At 58.6% G+C, this 15,186-nt stretch carries 9 protein-coding genes and 1 pseudogene; 6 read left to right on the top strand and 4 right to left on the bottom strand.

Going from position 1 to position 15,186, the window contains the following annotated elements:
* Nucleotides 1-99: 99 nt before the first annotated feature.
* Nucleotides 100-471, top strand: coding sequence for a response regulator (locus ABNU55_RS13735; protein WP_290758955.1), 372 nt, complete (start codon nucleotides 100-102; stop codon nucleotides 469-471).
* Nucleotides 472-630: 159 nt separating this feature from the next.
* Here the strand turns inward: ABNU55_RS13735 and ABNU55_RS13730 are convergent, their stop codons facing one another.
* The 3 genes from ABNU55_RS13730 to ABNU55_RS13720 form a co-directional block, all read right to left on the bottom strand.
* The gene (locus ABNU55_RS13730; RefSeq protein ID WP_348764467.1) at nucleotides 631-3,063 is read right to left on the bottom strand and encodes a TonB-dependent receptor; all 2,433 of its coding nucleotides are present in this window, start codon (nucleotides 3,061-3,063) and stop codon (nucleotides 631-633) included.
* Between the two features lie 63 nt (nucleotides 3,064-3,126).
* Nucleotides 3,127-4,104, bottom strand: a complete 978-nt coding sequence (locus ABNU55_RS13725) for an alpha/beta hydrolase (protein ID WP_290754581.1) — start codon at nucleotides 4,102-4,104, stop codon at nucleotides 3,127-3,129.
* A gap of 51 nt (nucleotides 4,105-4,155) precedes the next feature.
* On the bottom strand, nucleotides 4,156-6,195 hold the full coding sequence (locus tag ABNU55_RS13720; RefSeq protein WP_290754580.1) for a membrane dipeptidase: 2,040 nt from the start codon (nucleotides 6,193-6,195) through the stop codon (nucleotides 4,156-4,158).
* 261 nt (nucleotides 6,196-6,456) lie between these two features.
* Here ABNU55_RS13720 and ABNU55_RS13715 point away from each other — a divergent pair, with 261 nt between their 5' ends.
* The gene (locus ABNU55_RS13715) at nucleotides 6,457-7,389 is read left to right on the top strand and encodes a LysR family transcriptional regulator (RefSeq protein WP_290754579.1); all 933 of its coding nucleotides are present in this window, start codon (nucleotides 6,457-6,459) and stop codon (nucleotides 7,387-7,389) included.
* Here the strand turns inward: ABNU55_RS13715 and ABNU55_RS13710 are convergent.
* Nucleotides 7,383-8,774 carry an MFS transporter gene (locus tag ABNU55_RS13710; protein ID WP_290754578.1) on the bottom strand — a complete coding sequence of 464 codons (1,392 nt, stop codon included), beginning with the start codon at nucleotides 8,772-8,774 and terminating at the stop codon, nucleotides 7,383-7,385. The genes ABNU55_RS13715 and ABNU55_RS13710 overlap by 7 nt on opposite strands.
* A gap of 140 nt (nucleotides 8,775-8,914) precedes the next feature.
* Here ABNU55_RS13710 and ABNU55_RS13705 point away from each other — a divergent pair.
* The 4 genes and pseudogenes from ABNU55_RS13705 to ABNU55_RS13690 form a co-directional block, all read left to right on the top strand.
* A pseudogene (locus ABNU55_RS13705) lies at nucleotides 8,915-9,028 on the top strand (hypothetical protein); the annotation flags it as partial.
* A 294-nt stretch (nucleotides 9,029-9,322) separates the two neighbouring features.
* On the top strand, nucleotides 9,323-10,588 hold the full coding sequence (locus ABNU55_RS13700) for an integrase arm-type DNA-binding domain-containing protein (protein ID WP_348764466.1): 1,266 nt from the start codon (nucleotides 9,323-9,325) through the stop codon (nucleotides 10,586-10,588).
* A gap of 780 nt (nucleotides 10,589-11,368) precedes the next feature.
* The gene (locus ABNU55_RS13695) at nucleotides 11,369-14,476 is read left to right on the top strand and encodes an N-6 DNA methylase (protein WP_348764465.1); all 3,108 of its coding nucleotides are present in this window, start codon (nucleotides 11,369-11,371) and stop codon (nucleotides 14,474-14,476) included.
* On the top strand, nucleotides 14,473-15,180 hold the full coding sequence (locus tag ABNU55_RS13690; RefSeq protein WP_348764464.1) for a Fis family transcriptional regulator: 708 nt from the start codon (nucleotides 14,473-14,475) through the stop codon (nucleotides 15,178-15,180). Before ABNU55_RS13695 ends, ABNU55_RS13690 begins: the two co-directional genes overlap by 4 nt.
* The last annotated feature ends 6 nt before the right edge of the window (nucleotides 15,181-15,186 follow it).

The raw sequence follows: 15,186 nt of genomic DNA, 5'->3' as shown, positions 1-15,186 counted from the left end.
GAGTGGGAATAGGGGCTGAGATTTTAACCTCGCGCAAGCGAATGGTTGAATAAAGGGGAATACAATTCAACTTCCGCGCTAGACCCGGTACAAAGGGACATGTCCTTTTGCAAGCGCATCTGTATCGTTGAGGATTCGGGTCTCATCGCAGAAGACTTTCGTTTGACGCTCCTGGAAACCGGATATGAGGTGGAGGCCTATTCAGGACTGGCGGCCCTCGAGCAACCGGACACCTGGTACTGTAGGTTCGATGCTGCTGTCGTTGATCTTGATTTCGATACACCTGATTGCTTGCGCGCCATGGCAAGGTTCAGCGCATCGGATGTTCCCGTAGCCCTTCTGACCGGCCTGGATCCGGAGGACCTGCCCAGGCCGGCCAGACAGCATCTGAGAATCGACAAGCCGATCGCCAATGCGCGCCTGCGGGCCGTTGCCCAGAGGCTGACACACCTCAGCCAGCATCCAGAGTAAGCTGCGATCTCGGAGCTGTTCTACGGTCCTTGAACAGCGCGCCCCTTCAGAAGGTCGTATGCGCGCATTGAGTAACGCCTCTTAAAAAAGACGCCCCCGGTTTGGCCGGGGGCGTTGAGTATTGGGATGAATGAGGGGACGGCCCCTCTTTTGCCGGTGTCAGAAATTGACCCGTGCCTGGATGGCGATCTGACGGCCCTGAAGGAAGCGGCCATGGTCGACATTGGCGCCGAATGTGCTGCCTGAGAGGGGGACGGCGGACGTGTACTGGAGCGGCGTTTCGTCGAACACATTCTTGCCCATCAGCGCGACCTGCCAGGCGCCCGAGCGGGGCGAGAGGGCGAGGCGCAGATTGACAAGCTCATATCCATCCACACGCCCGTCCGGATCATAGGTCTGCGAGGCATCATATCCGGAGGTGAAGAAGACATCTGCGCCTGCTTCAAGCTCATAATTGCCGAAGATATCGCGGACATAGTCAGCCCCGAGCGTGCCCTGGACGTCGGAGACGAGCTGGTTCGACTTGCCGGTATAGTCGCAAAGCTCCGGCACGCCATTGCCGTCATAGTCGACGTCCGGCTGCTGTCCGAAATAGCACTGGCCGTTCCTGTAGTCGGTGAACTCGAAATCGGTGAGCGCGAGTGAGCCGGAAAGGGTGAGGTTGTCCGTTGCGGCCCAGCGGCCGTCGAGCTCCAGACCTTTTACTTCCGCTTCGCCGGCATTGCCGACATTGAAGCCCAGGATACCGTCGAAGATCGACACCTGCAGATCGTCATACTGGGTAAAGAAGGCGGCGACGTTCAGTTCGGCCGATCCGCCGAGGCCGAACTTGCCCCCGACTTCCCAGTTGATGGCCTGTTCGTCCTCGAACTCGAAGGAGTCAGCCATTGTTGGGTAGACTGATCTGTTATTGGCGCGGAAGTCGAACCCGCCGGATTTGAAGCCCTTGGCCCAGGAAGCGTAAAGCAGGTCGTCTGCGCCGAGGTCCCAGATCAGTTTCACATCTGGTGAGAACTGGGTTTCCTCGCGGCTGCCCGAGACTTTTGCCTGACCGAGTGAATTGACAAAGAACGCGCCCGTTGGGCCGAGCCCGGAGAGGTTTTCGGATGTGATGCCGAGCAGGTTAGCAAAGACCAGAGGCGCGCCGAGCTGGGCAGTCGGCAGAGCGTCACCATCATCGCTCAGGATGACCATTGTGCGCTCGCCATCCTTTGATTCCTTCGTCACACGGGCCCCCACCTGGAGAGAAAGCGGGTCCATGAACCGCCAGGTGAATTGTCCGAATGCCGACAGGACATCGGCATCGACCTTGGCCGACCGGGCCGCTTCTGTTCCTGCGACCAGGTTGCCTGCGCCGGGCGAGCGCGCGTTGACGGCCGGGACGAGAACAGAATTGTCCGGCACGATGATCTGGTCACCATATTCGTGGCTGGAGGTCTGATAGTAGGCCCCGAGGAGGTAGTCGAAATGGTCGTAGATCGGTGAAATCAGGCGGATCTCCTGACTGAACTGGTCATAGTCCTCCTGGATGCCTGCGCCGAAGATATCCGCGCCTGAACCGTCGCAGTCGCAATATTCATCATATTTGAAGGCCGAGTATGCCGTCTTGGACTGCAGCTCGAATTCACCCGGTGTCCATTCGAAGTCGACCGTATAAGTCTCAAGTTCGTTTTCGGAGAATTCTCCTGTTCCGGACCGTTTCCCGTCCCGGACCTCATTCAGCGCTGAGCTATCCTGGCCGAAGACATTGACCAGAACCTGACCGTAGGTCAGCCCGGCAAATGGCCCTGCTGCGATCGGGTCGGAGTTGAAGACTTCGCGGCTGCGGCCATAGACGTCGAAGTCCGAAACCTCGGCCTTGGCGCGGGCCAGAAGATTGTCGGTGAGGTCCACCTCAATCGTTCCGCGCGCGGAGATATCCTCGCGCTGTGGGTTTTTGTTACCGGTGCTCAGATTGATGTCATAGCCCTCAGCGTCCCGATAACGAAGCGCCAGACGTCCGCGTACACGATCACTGAGAGGGCCCGAGACATAGCCCTCAGTGACAATCTCGTCGGCGTCGAATTCATATGACGCCATCAGGGAGCCTTCGAAGGTGCGTGTCGGCTTTGCCGTGGTGATCGACAGCGCGCCGGCGATGCTGTTTTTGCCGAACAGGATGGATTGCGGCCCGCGCAGAACTTCGATTCGCTCAAGGTCGAAGAGCGGCGTCCGCGTCTGCTGCGCCCGTCCGTAATGGACGCCGTCGACATACATTCCGACGGATTGTTCGAAGCCCTGATTGATGCCGGACCCGATGCCGCGAATGAAGATGTTGGTGGAGATGCCGGTCTCGGTCAGGGTGAAGTTCGGCACGGCATACTGGATATCCTCAAGGCGCTGCAGATTCTGATCGGCGATAATCTCTCCATCGACGACTCCGACCGAGATCGGAACATCGCTGAGGCTTTGCTCACGAGCCTGGGCGGTGACGGTGACGGTGTTGAGCCGGGCCGGCGCCTCGGCTTCCTGCCCCTCCTGGGCATGGACCGGAAGCGCGATAGCGCCAGCAAGGGCCAGTATCGAGATGCCTGAAATCATGTGGCGTTTCATGGTGTTTCCCCCTCTGGAAATGTCAGACCCTCGGCCTGATGGATGATTGGGCTGGGTGAGCGGTCAGCCGGTTGCGCGCGCGCCAAGGCGCGCCTCAAAGAACCGGGTCATGTCGCGGTAGAGCTCGTCTTCCTCCGGCACGTCAGAGAAGGCGTGCCACATGCCTTCATAGACGAGCAGCTCGCTTCCCTGGCCTGAGGCGCGAAGCTTCTTGTGAAACCGGGCCGTATCGCTGAGCAGCAGGTCACGCGTTCCTGTCACGAGCAGTGTTTCCGGAAAACGGGCGGGCAGCTGGGCGTTCAGCGGGGAGAGGCGGGGGTCTGAAAGATCGCGGCCATCCGCATAGAGCTTTGCCGCTTCCTCGATCACGCCATGATAGGTGTAGAGCCCCGGATCGATCGTCTCGAGCGTCGAGAAGCTGTCGCCTGACGGTGTCATATCGGTCCAGGGCGAGTTGAGCACGAGCGCCTGGGGCTGAGTGAGGCCGCGGCTGGCAAGCTCCAGGCAAAGACAAGCGGCGAGATTTCCACCAGCGGACGTACCAAAGACGCCGACCCCGGAGGGATCATAGTCCCCCAGAACCGCTCGATAGACCGAAAGTGCGTCGTCAAGCGCGGCCGGATAGGGGTGTTCGGGCGGCATCCGGTAATCCACCGCCAGGACGCTGTAGCCGGACCCGGCCGAGAATTTCAGGGCACGGGTGAGACCTGCGAGACCGTCATAGAGGACATACGCCCCGCCATGCAGCTCCAGAACGATCTGGGCGGTTTTTCCGGCAGGCTGGTCGTGGGGCGTGATGCGCCGCACCGTCACGCCGGCGATCTGGGTTTCCTTCACTGTGACGGGGAGCGTCCGCATCATGTGTTCGGCCTGATTGCCCCGGAACGGATTCATGGCGTGCCGGATCGCGATCCACTCCTCGCTGCTCGACGGGCGGACGAGGAAGGGGGCCGGATCGACCTCATTGGCGAGGAAGGCGCGGGCCTCCTTGCTGATGGAGGCGGCGGGCGGGATACGACGGGGCGTCAGGTCGCGCGGCATGAGCGTGTCCTTGAAGAAAGGGATTAATCGGGAACGGACAGGGCCCGCAGGTCAGGGCAGTTGCTCGACAGTGTCGGGAAGGATCTCGTAGATCACGCGGAAGGAGTTGCCGCCCATGATCCGAAGCGCGTCCTCATCGCTGAACGGGGTGTCGAGACAGGACGGAGACGACCAGCTTTTCTCGCAGGTGAGGGCCCTGGTGTAGAACACCATTTCCGCGACATCCTTGAGCATTTCCACGCCGCCGTCGAAATCGCTGCCCATGGCGATATGGTCTTCGCCGCGAATCCACTTGTCGGGTGTGCAGGTCTTCTCCGAATAGAGGCAGACATGCGCATCGTTGACGAGATCGACGGCATAACGGATGGCTTCCGCCCAGACATGGGCTTCGACGCCGCAGACAAAATCATCGGTCGGGCCGATGCCCACCACGCCGCCGGTGCGGGCGATGGCGACGACCTGGTCATCCGAGAGGTTGCGGGCCTTGCCTTCTTCAGGGTTGGCATTCGGACAGCTGCGGACGGACTTCTTGAACGGATAGGTCGGCAGGAAGTCGCCGAGGCCGCCATGGGAGTGGACGATCGGCGTCTCATGCGCGGCGGCAATATCGATCACGTCCGCCTGCAGCGCGCCCGAGGCGTGGGCCACATCGACGACGACGCCGTGCGAGATGGCCTGTTCGATCATGAAGCGGCCTGCTTCAGACAGGCCCCGCCCGTTGGAATAGCCGTCCGATGTCTGGCCGCCAAAGGGCGGGAACCAGGCGGGCATCGGCTCTGGCGCGAAAGGATTGTAGCTTGTCGGCGCGTTCCCCATGCCGGTGGATGAGCCGCCATAGTCATTGTCGAGAAAATGGGTGAGGGCGATCATCCGGTAGCCGGCATTGTAGAGTGCGTTGAAGCGCGCCTGCATTTCCTCTTCGGCGTTGAGGTCCAGCACACCGTCGCGGTCTGAATCCGGCGCCGGGAGATAGAGCCCTTCTGTGGAGAGCAGCCCGCCGACATCGCGGTTCGGCCAGGACTGGGTGCTGCGCGCCTCCAGAAGCGCATCGAATTCCTGTTTGGACCGGACCATCCGCAGGCGATGGCTGGTATCCGCGTCCGTCGCCGAATAGGCGGCCGCTTCGCGCAGGCGCTCTGCGGTGATCAGCAGGCGCTCAAGATATTCCTCGCGCGCTTCGTATTCAGGGCAGGTAGCCGGCGGCCAGTTGCCCCGGCCACTGCCATGTTCGTTGCCGCCCCAGGGCCAGGTGCCACGTTCGGCTTCCTGAGAGTACCAGGCCCGGCAGTTCTTCTCCCAGGTCCAGTAGGGCGCATTGTCGTCCCAGCCGCCATAGGTGGTGCGGTAGGCATAGGTGTAGATGTCGCGCGGGATCGGCAGGATGTCAGACTTGCCGTAGTTCAGCTGATAGGGCGCGCCGGGATCATCATAGCGCCGGCCATAGACGCCGTGCTGGCTGTAATTGTAGTCGATGCCATCCCTTGTCTTCTTCAGCGTGATGACATGCGGGTCGCGTTCGAAGTTACGCCGCTGGCAGTCCTCATCCCAGGGGCAGGGATCGGAAAAACCCGGAAGGTCGGCGGCAAGAATGTCGGCTGTCGTGCGGCTGGCGGCAGAGAAGACCTGCAGGAGCATGTTGCCCTCTGCGAGGCGTTTGAGATCGACATGGCCGTCTTCATCATTGTTGACGAGCAGGTGTTCGTGCGGGGCGATGACGCCGTCGAAATAGTCATCGTCATAGTCGCGGCCATCGAAGTCATCGTCGCGGCCATTGTCGTCATCCTCATCCGGCAGCATCAGCGTGTCTGCGTGCAGGTCGATCATGGTGGGGAGGATGGCGTCGCCCTCTTCACCGGCAGGAATGCCTTCATTGTGAAGCTCGAGAAACCTGTCTGCCGGACGGATCGGCATGTTGCGGTATTTCTTCGGCGAATTGAGGTCGTCGTGGAGGTATTCAGCAATCCCTCTCGGCGTCGGCTCGACGGTACAGGCGCTGAGAAGGCCGGGGACGAGCAGCGCGAATGCGAGGGCTGTGCGCGATGGGCCAAGTGTCCTGCAATGACGCTCGGATATCTGCTGCGGTGTCTTCATGGCCCTGGTCTCCTCTGCCTTCTCGTGCTGCCGGTCCGGCGGGCCCGCAGCGTGTCTCGTATCGGAGAGGAAAGGCGTCACTTTGCTCGCGGCGATGTGCGGCGTGCGGGGCGAGCCCTGATTTCCTCCCGGTGCCGCCAGATCTTCTGATCCGCCTCGGCGGCGGTGGATCTTGTCGGCAGGGAGGAACCTGCCATCGATTCATTTGTGGATAAAACGCAATGAATTATGCTAATTCCATCAAAAATTAGAGGAATGGATATGAAGCTGGATCATCTTCGCTATTTCCTGGCGGCTGCGAGCGAGGGAAGTTTCACGGCGGCCGGCCTCAAGATGCACATCACGCCCACCTCGGTCGGGCATGCGGTCAATGTGCTGGAAGGCCAGCTGGGTACCGATCTCTTTGTACGAAAGCCGTCCAGAGGGCTGACGCTGACGGTGGATGGCCAGAAGCTGTTCCAGCAGTGCCGGCAGGTGCTGGCCGACCTGGAAACGCTGCAGGATCAGTTTCGGGGTCCCGCGGACCAGTTTCGCGGTGAGCTGATCATCGGGTGTCAGGAAGCGCTCATCTGGTCGCTGCTGCCCCGGACCATCCGCAACCTCGCCGAGCGCCAGCCGGGGCTGCGCGTGTCGATGAAGACAACGTCGCTCGACACCAATTATGAGGCGCTCGAGGAGGGGGAGATCGATGTGCTGATCACCTTCCGGAATGATGACGCCGCGCCCTCAAGCTGTGAGGTGACAACGCTTTGCCGGCCCGAAGTCTGCGCCCTTATGCGCAAGGGGCATCCGCTGGATACAGAGAGCGAGACTGTGAAGCTCGATGATCTCGCGCGCTACCCGCAGGTCATGAACAATGAGCCGGAGGCGTTCGATCTCGCCTACAATGCCTACCGGGCGCTGGGCTATGCACCGGAGGTGATTTTCTCCAGCAATGTCAGTTCGGGGGCACAGGCACTGGTCGGGCAGGGGGATGCAGTGTCACTGCGGGTTGTGCGCTCGTGCAGCACGGTGTCCCCGCTGGGTGATCCGCTGACCTATAAGCGGATCGCGGGGGACTTTTTCAGACCGTGCCTGGTGGCGGCGAAGGTGAAATCGCGCACGCCGGGCATCCGTAACAAGCGGGACGCCTTCATCGAGGTCTGTCAGGAACTGGTCACCAGCGGCGAGATGCGCGACCACCTTTACTATTGAGCGGCTGGCGTCATGAGGGTTTCGGGCGAGGGCCCGTGCACCGCCGGCTCATCCCTGACGCGGAGCATCAGAAGGCTGCCAAGTACGAACAGGATGATGAGACTGCCAAAGCCGATGCGCTGGCTGCCGCTCAGCATGGTCGCCACTGAGACAAGGCCAGGACCGAGCCAGACGGTGACGGTGCCGGTCATGGCATATATCCCGAAGAACTGGCCGATCCTGTCGGGCGGGCTCAGCGCGACGAGGAGGGAGCGGCAGGAGCTGTAGGCGCCGATGATGAAGGCGCTGAGCGGCATGATGCTGATCAGATAGACGACATCCGTCGGGTTGGCGAACATGCCGGTCTTGCCGGCGGACACGGGCAGGTGGACGAGACCGAAGAGGAGGGTTGTCTTCGTCATGCCGACCTGAAAGGCGAAAATCGCCGTGATGCAGAAAAGCTCGATGAGAATAGCGCGTCTCGGCCCCACCAGCCGGTCGAGCACGCCGCCGACAAGGCCGCCAAGCACGGCCGAGACCGTGGCCAGAATGCCCATCGCTGCGGTTTCGGCCGGACTCCAGCCGAGCACGCCGGCGACATAGACCGCGCCTATGGTGAACAGAGCTGTGAGGCCGTCCATGAAGATCATGCGTGCGATGAGGAAGCGCATCATGCTGGGATGGCCGGTGAAGAGGGTGCGAAGCGTTTCCATCGGGCGCAGGGTTTCGGGCAGGAACCGCGCCCGGCGCCAGCTGGCACCGGGCCGGTGAAGATCGGGCATGCCGAGAAAGAAGGGCGCCATGAAGAGGAGAATCCACGCCCCGCAAAAAGCGCCGGAAAGGCGCGCGATATCCTGTTCCAGCAGGCCGGCAGGCGGATGGTTCAGCAGGTAGATAAGGATGAGCAGGGCCACAACACTTGCGCCGCTGCCCATGGACAGGCCGAGGCCGGAGATCAGCGGTACGTCGCGCGGCGTGCCGGCGGCCGGCAGCAAGGCATTGTGAAACAGTTCCGAGACCGTATAGGCGCAGCTGGAAATGACCAGAAGCAAGCCCGCGAGCGGAATGGCGTAGGGAACGCCCGGCGCGACAAGGGCAAGGCCCGCGCTGGCCGCGGCGAGAATCAGCATGAGGGCGAACAGGACGGGTTTCTTGGCCCCGCCCCTGTCCATGAAGCCGCCGAGGAACGGGGCCGCGACCGCCATGATGAGGCCCGCGACGGTGGCGATACTGCTGAAGATCGCCTGACCGCGCGTGCTGTCGCCGACGACGCTTTCCGCAAAGTAGGCGGAGAAAACATAAATGATGACAATGTAATAGTACGGACTTCGCGCCCAGTCGAAACTGGCCCACCAGAAACCGGTCAAGGGAAAGCGATGTTTCTTGGCTGAGGTCGCAGGGCTCATGTTCACTCCGCGTGAATGAAAATAAATATAGTAATAACTATAGACGTGATGCGACGCACTTATCAATGCGAGACAGTCAATCGATCGCGAGTGGTGGATTGGTACGGCCGGTCGACATTGGGCCCGGGATAAAGGCCTGCGACCACGCCTTTCTCGGCCGCGTGGCGACCCGCATCATCAATGAGGTGAACGGCGTGAACCGGGTGGTCTATGATGTGACCTCGAAACCGCGCGGCACGATTGAGTGGGAATGATTCCGCGTCTCTCGCGGGCTATCGCGAGAGATCAATAAATCAAATAAATACAATAGCTTGACGCCGGTTTTCGTTCGGTATCTATCGCCCTTTATCGCGGGCCAACGGAACATGCTGACGGTATCGCCTGACGGTATACAAATTGCCACTTCCTGCCTAAAGTCAAAATACCGTCAGCCCTTTTTAGCGGCCTGACGGTATTGTTTCGGCGTAACGCATTGAAAAACAAGCGTTTCGTTGTCAAAAAATGGCCATTTTGGCCTGACGGTATTTTGGTTGAAATGGAGGTATTCTGTGCTGACAGATATTGCTATCAAGTCATTGAAACCGAAGGAAAAAATCTACAAGGTGGCTGATCGCGACGGCCTGTACGTCGCAGTGACGCCTGCAGGCAGCAAGATTTTTCGGTACGACTACCGTGTGAATGGCCGTCGGGAGACTCTCACCATCGGTCGTTACGGGCGGTATGGCATCTCATTGGCAGTTGCTCGCGAGCGACTAATTGATGCGAAGAAGCAGGTGGACGAAGGCATCTCGCCGGCCAAAGAGAAAAAGCGGGCAAAAGGAAAAGCCAAAGCAGAAGGGACCTTCGGAGAGCTTGCTCAGCGCTGGCTCGTTGAGAGCGAAATGTCAGATTCGACCCGCGACATGCGTCGTCACATTGTCGACCGTGATCTGATCCCGTCGCTGGGGAACTATACGCTGCGTGAAGTGACCAGCGAGGATGTCCGTCAGCTCTGCGACAAGATCAAGAAGCGGGGCGCGCCTTCAACGGCGCTTCATGCCCGTGAGTTTATCAAGCTGATCTACGCCTTCGCCAACTTGCACGGCATCCGCGTCGAAAATCCCGCAGAGGAGGTCGATCCCCGTTCGATTGCGCGGGTCCGGCCCCGCGACCGCTCCCTGACGCCGCTGGAGATCCGGGTGCTTTATCGCGTCCTTGAAGAGATCACCGCCAATCCGACGCTGAAGCTCGGCGTGAAATTCATCCTGCTGACGATGAAGCGCAAGACCGAGGTTGCCCATGCGACCTGGGACGAGGTCAGTTTCCAGGATGCGGTCTGGACCATCCCAAAGAAGCGAATGAAGACGGGCCTCGATCACAATGTCTATCTCTCGAACCAGGCGCTCGACATTCTGGTGGCGCTGAAAACCTGCGCAGGCGGATCAAAATACGTCTTCCCGTCGCGCTATGACACGTTCCGCCCGATCTCGAATGCGACGTTCAACCGGATCACCGACAGCGCGCACAAGCTGGCGAGCGAGATGGAGCTGCCGCTTGAGCCCTTCACGGTTCATGACCTGCGGCGTACCGGATCGACGCTGCTCAATGAGCTCGGCTTCAATCGCGACTGGATCGAGAAGAGCCTCGCCCATGAGGACCGGCGTTCATCGCGCGGCGTCTACAACAAGGCTGAATATGCCGACCAGCGTCGCCACATGATGCAGGAATGGGCCGACATGATCGACGCGTGGGCCGCCGGCGAAAGCCGCAAGCCGAACATCATCCCGGAGAGCATGGCGGTCTACGCGGCTGATCCGAGGGTGGGGTTCAAATAGAGGAGGTGATTTGTCCGATTTGGGCCAACGGTCAGATTTCGCGGCGTATTTCTTTACCTTTGGAGTCGGTCCACAATCGAACTTGACCTAAAGAACGGGCATGATACCCGTTCTCCAGTTTTAGTTGGGTACGATACCCATTCCGAGGGAGTAGCCCACTGCGATACGTTCCGACACAAGTGGCGTCCGAACTTACCGGCCTTTCGACGGATAAACTTCGCGAGTGGACCAGTAGGCGTGCGCTGATACCAGCCGATGTCCGACCACAGAAGAAGGGGTCACCTGCCAAATTCACTTGGCAGACGATTCTAGTGTTGAGAATTGCGGTGCTTCTGCGTGAGAGATTTCATCTTGAACTGCAAGCGCATAGAACATCGTTTATCAATTTGCGGTCGGATTTGCGAAAGCGATCCTTCATTACTTTGTGGGGACATCGGGTGGCTGTAACCCCGGACCAGTGGATGATCGTCGATGAGGAAGCCCCCATAGCACAAGATGATGCTCTACTGATCCGCCTTGATCCACACTTGCGCGTGCTGCGAACTGGATTTGCGCTCCCTGATGTCACCGCAGGCCGCGGACAACTCGACCTCTTTTCTCTGCCAAACCTGCAACGCGCTGACTGCTCGAAAGCACCAGGCAAAGCAGCTGAATTTAGCCGGAGGCGTTCAGCATGAGGGTTGACGGAAATCTGCCAAAGTCGATTTGGCAAACTCCTTTGTCAGACTTATATGTTCCGGTTATGTTCTCGCTTGGCGAGACTTCGGATGAGCAATAGCTATGAGCGCGGAATCGATGCAGAATTGGCTAGATAGGCTCGGCTACAATGCTGAACCTGCCGTCTTGCATCGTCGCGGCGATGACGTTCCCGAAACTCATCCATATGCACTTGAACTCAAGACCCTCCTGAGACCGGAAGGCCCAATACGTGCTCACGCCGTCTTTGACGTGGAGGGGGTGCCTACAGTCGTGTTCGTAGGAGATGATGGAGATCCTCTTTCGTCTCAAGCGCTCGACGAAATCCGCAAACGTGTCTGGAATCAAAATCTTGCTACTATAGTTATTGAAATTAAAGGCGACACGGCCCTAGCTGTGCCTGCCCGAAAGCTGCGCAACGCAGGCCAACAGCTTATCCTTGATGACGCCCGACCGGACGGTCCTTTCTCTGCGCTCGACATAGCCTCTGCCAATGTCTCCCGGCGCGTTCCCAACTGGTTCGATGTAAAGGCGCGAGTCGACCGAAAGTTGCTCGCGAACCTCTCCGCTGTCGTCTCACAGCTTGCCGATCAGGGACTCTCGGGAGCATCGAAGGATCACGATCGCCGTCATCTGGCCGAGCTGCTTATGGGCCAGATTCTGTTCCTCTCCTATTTGGAACATCGCGAGATTGTCGGCGCCACTTACCGCGATCGCCGGCAAGTCTCTCAACTCCATCATCTGATCGACGAGAAAGATCGGGCTGGACTCAGAAGACTGATTGACGCACTTCGATTGGATTTCAATGGCGACTTCATGGGGGATGATCGCCACGATCCCTGGACCAAACTCACGGATAACGGCTTCAACCTGATCAATCGCTTTCTACAGCGGACTGATATGCGAACCGGCCAAGGTGATTTTTGGAACTACGATTTTAGTTATATTCCGGTCGAGTTACTTTCTGGTCTCTACGAGTCTTTCTTATCGGATGAACAGCAGGCGAAGGACGGCGCGTATTACACGCCACGTCACCTTGCTATGCTCGCGGTCGACCAGGCGTTCACGAATTCATCCGACCCACTCTCTGAAACGATTTTTGACGGTGCGTGCGGCTCCGGCATCCTCCTGACCACGGCCTATCGTCGGCTGATCGCGCTGTCAGAAGCACGGGAAGGGCGCCAACTGAGTTTCCGCGAACGCGCAGACCTGCTCCGAGGTCATATTTTTGGCGGCGACATCAATTTTATGGCCTGCCGTGTCACAGCGTTCAGTCTCTATTTGTCGCTCCTGGAAGGCCTAAATCCTGCCGACATCATGGAAGCGCAGGAACGAGAGGGGACAAAACTGCCGTCATTGAACGGCTCAAACCTAACCTATGGTGAGCACGCAGCAGACTTTTTCCGCGATGATCATGCTTTCAGCGGTAAGCGCTTCTCGCTCATTATCTCGAATCCACCATGGGCCGAACCTGAAGGCTCCTCTAAGACGAGCGCAGACGCTTGGGCAGAACGTGCCGAAGCTCCATTTGTGCGCCGCCAGATAGCCGGCGCGTATGCGTTGCGCGCGATAGACTTTCTGCAGGCGGGGGGACAAATCTGTCTCATCTTGCCAATCGGGCAGTTTCTCGGACCGTCCAGTGCGGGGTTCGTTTCGCATCTGCTAGAACAGTATCAGCCGTCACGATTGATCAATTTTGGTGATCTCCAGGGGCTTCTTTTCCCTACTGCAGAGAATACCTGTCATGTCTTCCTTGGCATTGTACGGCCAGAACGGCTTCCGAGCAGAATCCCCTTCGATGAGACTTTCGAATACTGCGTGCCTAAAGCAGATATGAGTCTTGCTCTTGGCCGGCTGACAATGCAATCCGCCGACAAACATCATCTTCAAACGCGCTCAGTGGCGGAAGACCCCCAACTTCTCGTGACTATGATGTGGGGCGATGCAAACGACCTTTCAATTTGGGCGCGTCTGTCCGCACACGGCACATTTTCTGATTTCTGGCGCGGACCCCACGAATATCGTCGCTGGATATACCGAAAGGGGATCCATCTGAACGACAGGAGTCGCGAGCCGGTCAACGCCGGACCGCTCCGCGACAAGCCGTTCATACCGATAGCTGCGCTAAGCGCTGGTTCGCCTGTCTTGCACTCAGACTTACTTACATCGTGGCCAAAGGGCCAGGATACTGTTGTCGGTCTAAACGAGGCGGTGCTGAGTGTATTCGATGGCCCGCGCGTTTTGTTCCCGGATGGGTTTTCTAGGAAGCAGTTGAATGTCCGAGCGGTCTACTATGATGGACCCGCATCTTTTACCCACAGCATTGGCGTGATCTCAGGACCGAAGGAGGACGCTGAACTTCTTAGCTTCGTTGCCGTGTATCTACGCTCAAGTCTTGCGCGCTACTTCCTGATGATGCGTGGCTGGAAGATGCTGTGCGAACGCAATGGTGTCCACCTCAAGGACGTCGAGACGTTTCCGTTCTTTATGCCGGAGAATGCTCCCGACGGGGCAGTTGCAGCCGAAGCGCTGTCGAGCGTCTCTCGCCATGTGTCCGAAATCACCGAACTCCCCGAACTTGAACAAAGCGCGCGCTATGAAGAATTGAGGCCGGAGCTGGATCGGGCAGTATTTTCCTATTTTGGCCTTGGCCCCGAGGAGCAGAAGCTTGTCCGTGAAACAGTCGATGTTTTCATGCCGTCCATCCGACCACGTGGTTTCAAGAGCCTCGACACACCAGCACAGCACACTGCTCAGCGCAGAGACTTCAAGACTTATGCTCGTGCACTTGCAACATCACTTACGGATTGGCGAGCCAAAACGCATGGCAAGGGACGCTTCCACGTCGATGTGGTAACCAGCGATCCTAGGCGAGCTGGTCCATCTGGAATCGTTCGCATCTCATACAAAGACAAGCCTACCTCGGCGCCCGTCGTGGAGACGCAAGTAAGCGATGCGCTTGTCCTGCAAACGCTCGAGCAATTACGCATTTCAGGTCTGAGAGCCATTCCTCTAGGAGATTCCCTGACGCTGGTCCCAGATGCCCATATCTGGATCGATCAATCGCTTTACCTCGTGCGACCGCTTACCAAACGCAACTGGACCATACGGCAAGCACTTCGTGATGCGGAACAAATTGTAAGGACAGTACAAGCCCGCGCTGCATCCGGAAAACGGGGAGTGTCCGCGTGACAGTAGCTGACGATTGGTTTGCGGCATTCCCCATTCAGCCAGCGACCGAAGCCGTTGAAGCACTTTGCCAAGCATGGAACGAGTTGGCTGAACGGCCACGGCCTGACTTCAACCCCAAAACTAATGAAGCAGCGCTAACGAAGCGACTAAAGGTCTACATAGAAAATTACACTGCGCGGGAGCGTGGCCTGCTCGGAATGTGGGCGGCTGAGGATATCATTGGCGAGATAGATCCGGCGACGGGCGAAATGATCGAAGAACGCCGAACTGATATTGTCTATGGCTGGAACGATTCCGCCCAGGGCTTAAAGTTCGTCTTCGAATTCAAGCGCTTGGGAAGACAGAAGCGCCATCGAGACCACTATGTGCGCGAGAATGGCTTAGCTCGTTTTGTCACTGGAATTTATAGTCGGCGTCAGGCAGCTGCTGCCATGGTCGGTGTTCTTCTTGATCCTGAGCCGGATGTAGTTCCCCCCATTCGGGAAATGCTAGGTCAGGAAGAAATGGTGGCCGAACTCAAGCTCCGGCCAGCTGCAGATGGCTCAGCCATTACCCAACCATCCGCTTTGTTCAACGCCGCCGACTTTGACACAGAGCATGAGAGAGACCCCTCTTTAGCACCTACTCATGGACATATACGTGTTGCCCACTTTTTTCTGCCGTTCGGGTATCCGACGACTACCCGGAAAACGTCCGCAGCGTAGCCCTCA

The organism is uncultured Henriciella sp. (assembly GCF_964005855.1).
GTDB lineage: Bacteria > Pseudomonadota > Alphaproteobacteria > Caulobacterales > Hyphomonadaceae > Henriciella.
This window is presented reverse-complemented; position numbering and strand designations above follow the sequence as displayed.

What these genes read in the sequence shown, in the direction of transcription:
- ABNU55_RS13735 (WP_290758955.1), top strand. Translation starts at nt 100, where the DNA reads ATGTCCTTTTGCAAGCGCATCTGTATCGTTGAGGATTCGGGTCTCATC.
- ABNU55_RS13730 (WP_348764467.1), bottom strand. Translation starts at nt 3,063, where the DNA reads ATGAAACGCCACATGATTTCAGGCATCTCGATACTGGCCCTTGCTGGC.
- ABNU55_RS13725 (WP_290754581.1), bottom strand. Translation starts at nt 4,104, where the DNA reads ATGCCGCGCGACCTGACGCCCCGTCGTATCCCGCCCGCCGCCTCCATC.
- ABNU55_RS13720 (WP_290754580.1), bottom strand. Translation starts at nt 6,195, where the DNA reads ATGAAGACACCGCAGCAGATATCCGAGCGTCATTGCAGGACACTTGGC.
- ABNU55_RS13715 (WP_290754579.1), top strand. Translation starts at nt 6,457, where the DNA reads ATGAAGCTGGATCATCTTCGCTATTTCCTGGCGGCTGCGAGCGAGGGA.
- ABNU55_RS13710 (WP_290754578.1), bottom strand. Translation starts at nt 8,774, where the DNA reads ATGAGCCCTGCGACCTCAGCCAAGAAACATCGCTTTCCCTTGACCGGT.
- ABNU55_RS13695 (WP_348764465.1), top strand. Translation starts at nt 11,369, where the DNA reads ATGAGCGCGGAATCGATGCAGAATTGGCTAGATAGGCTCGGCTACAAT.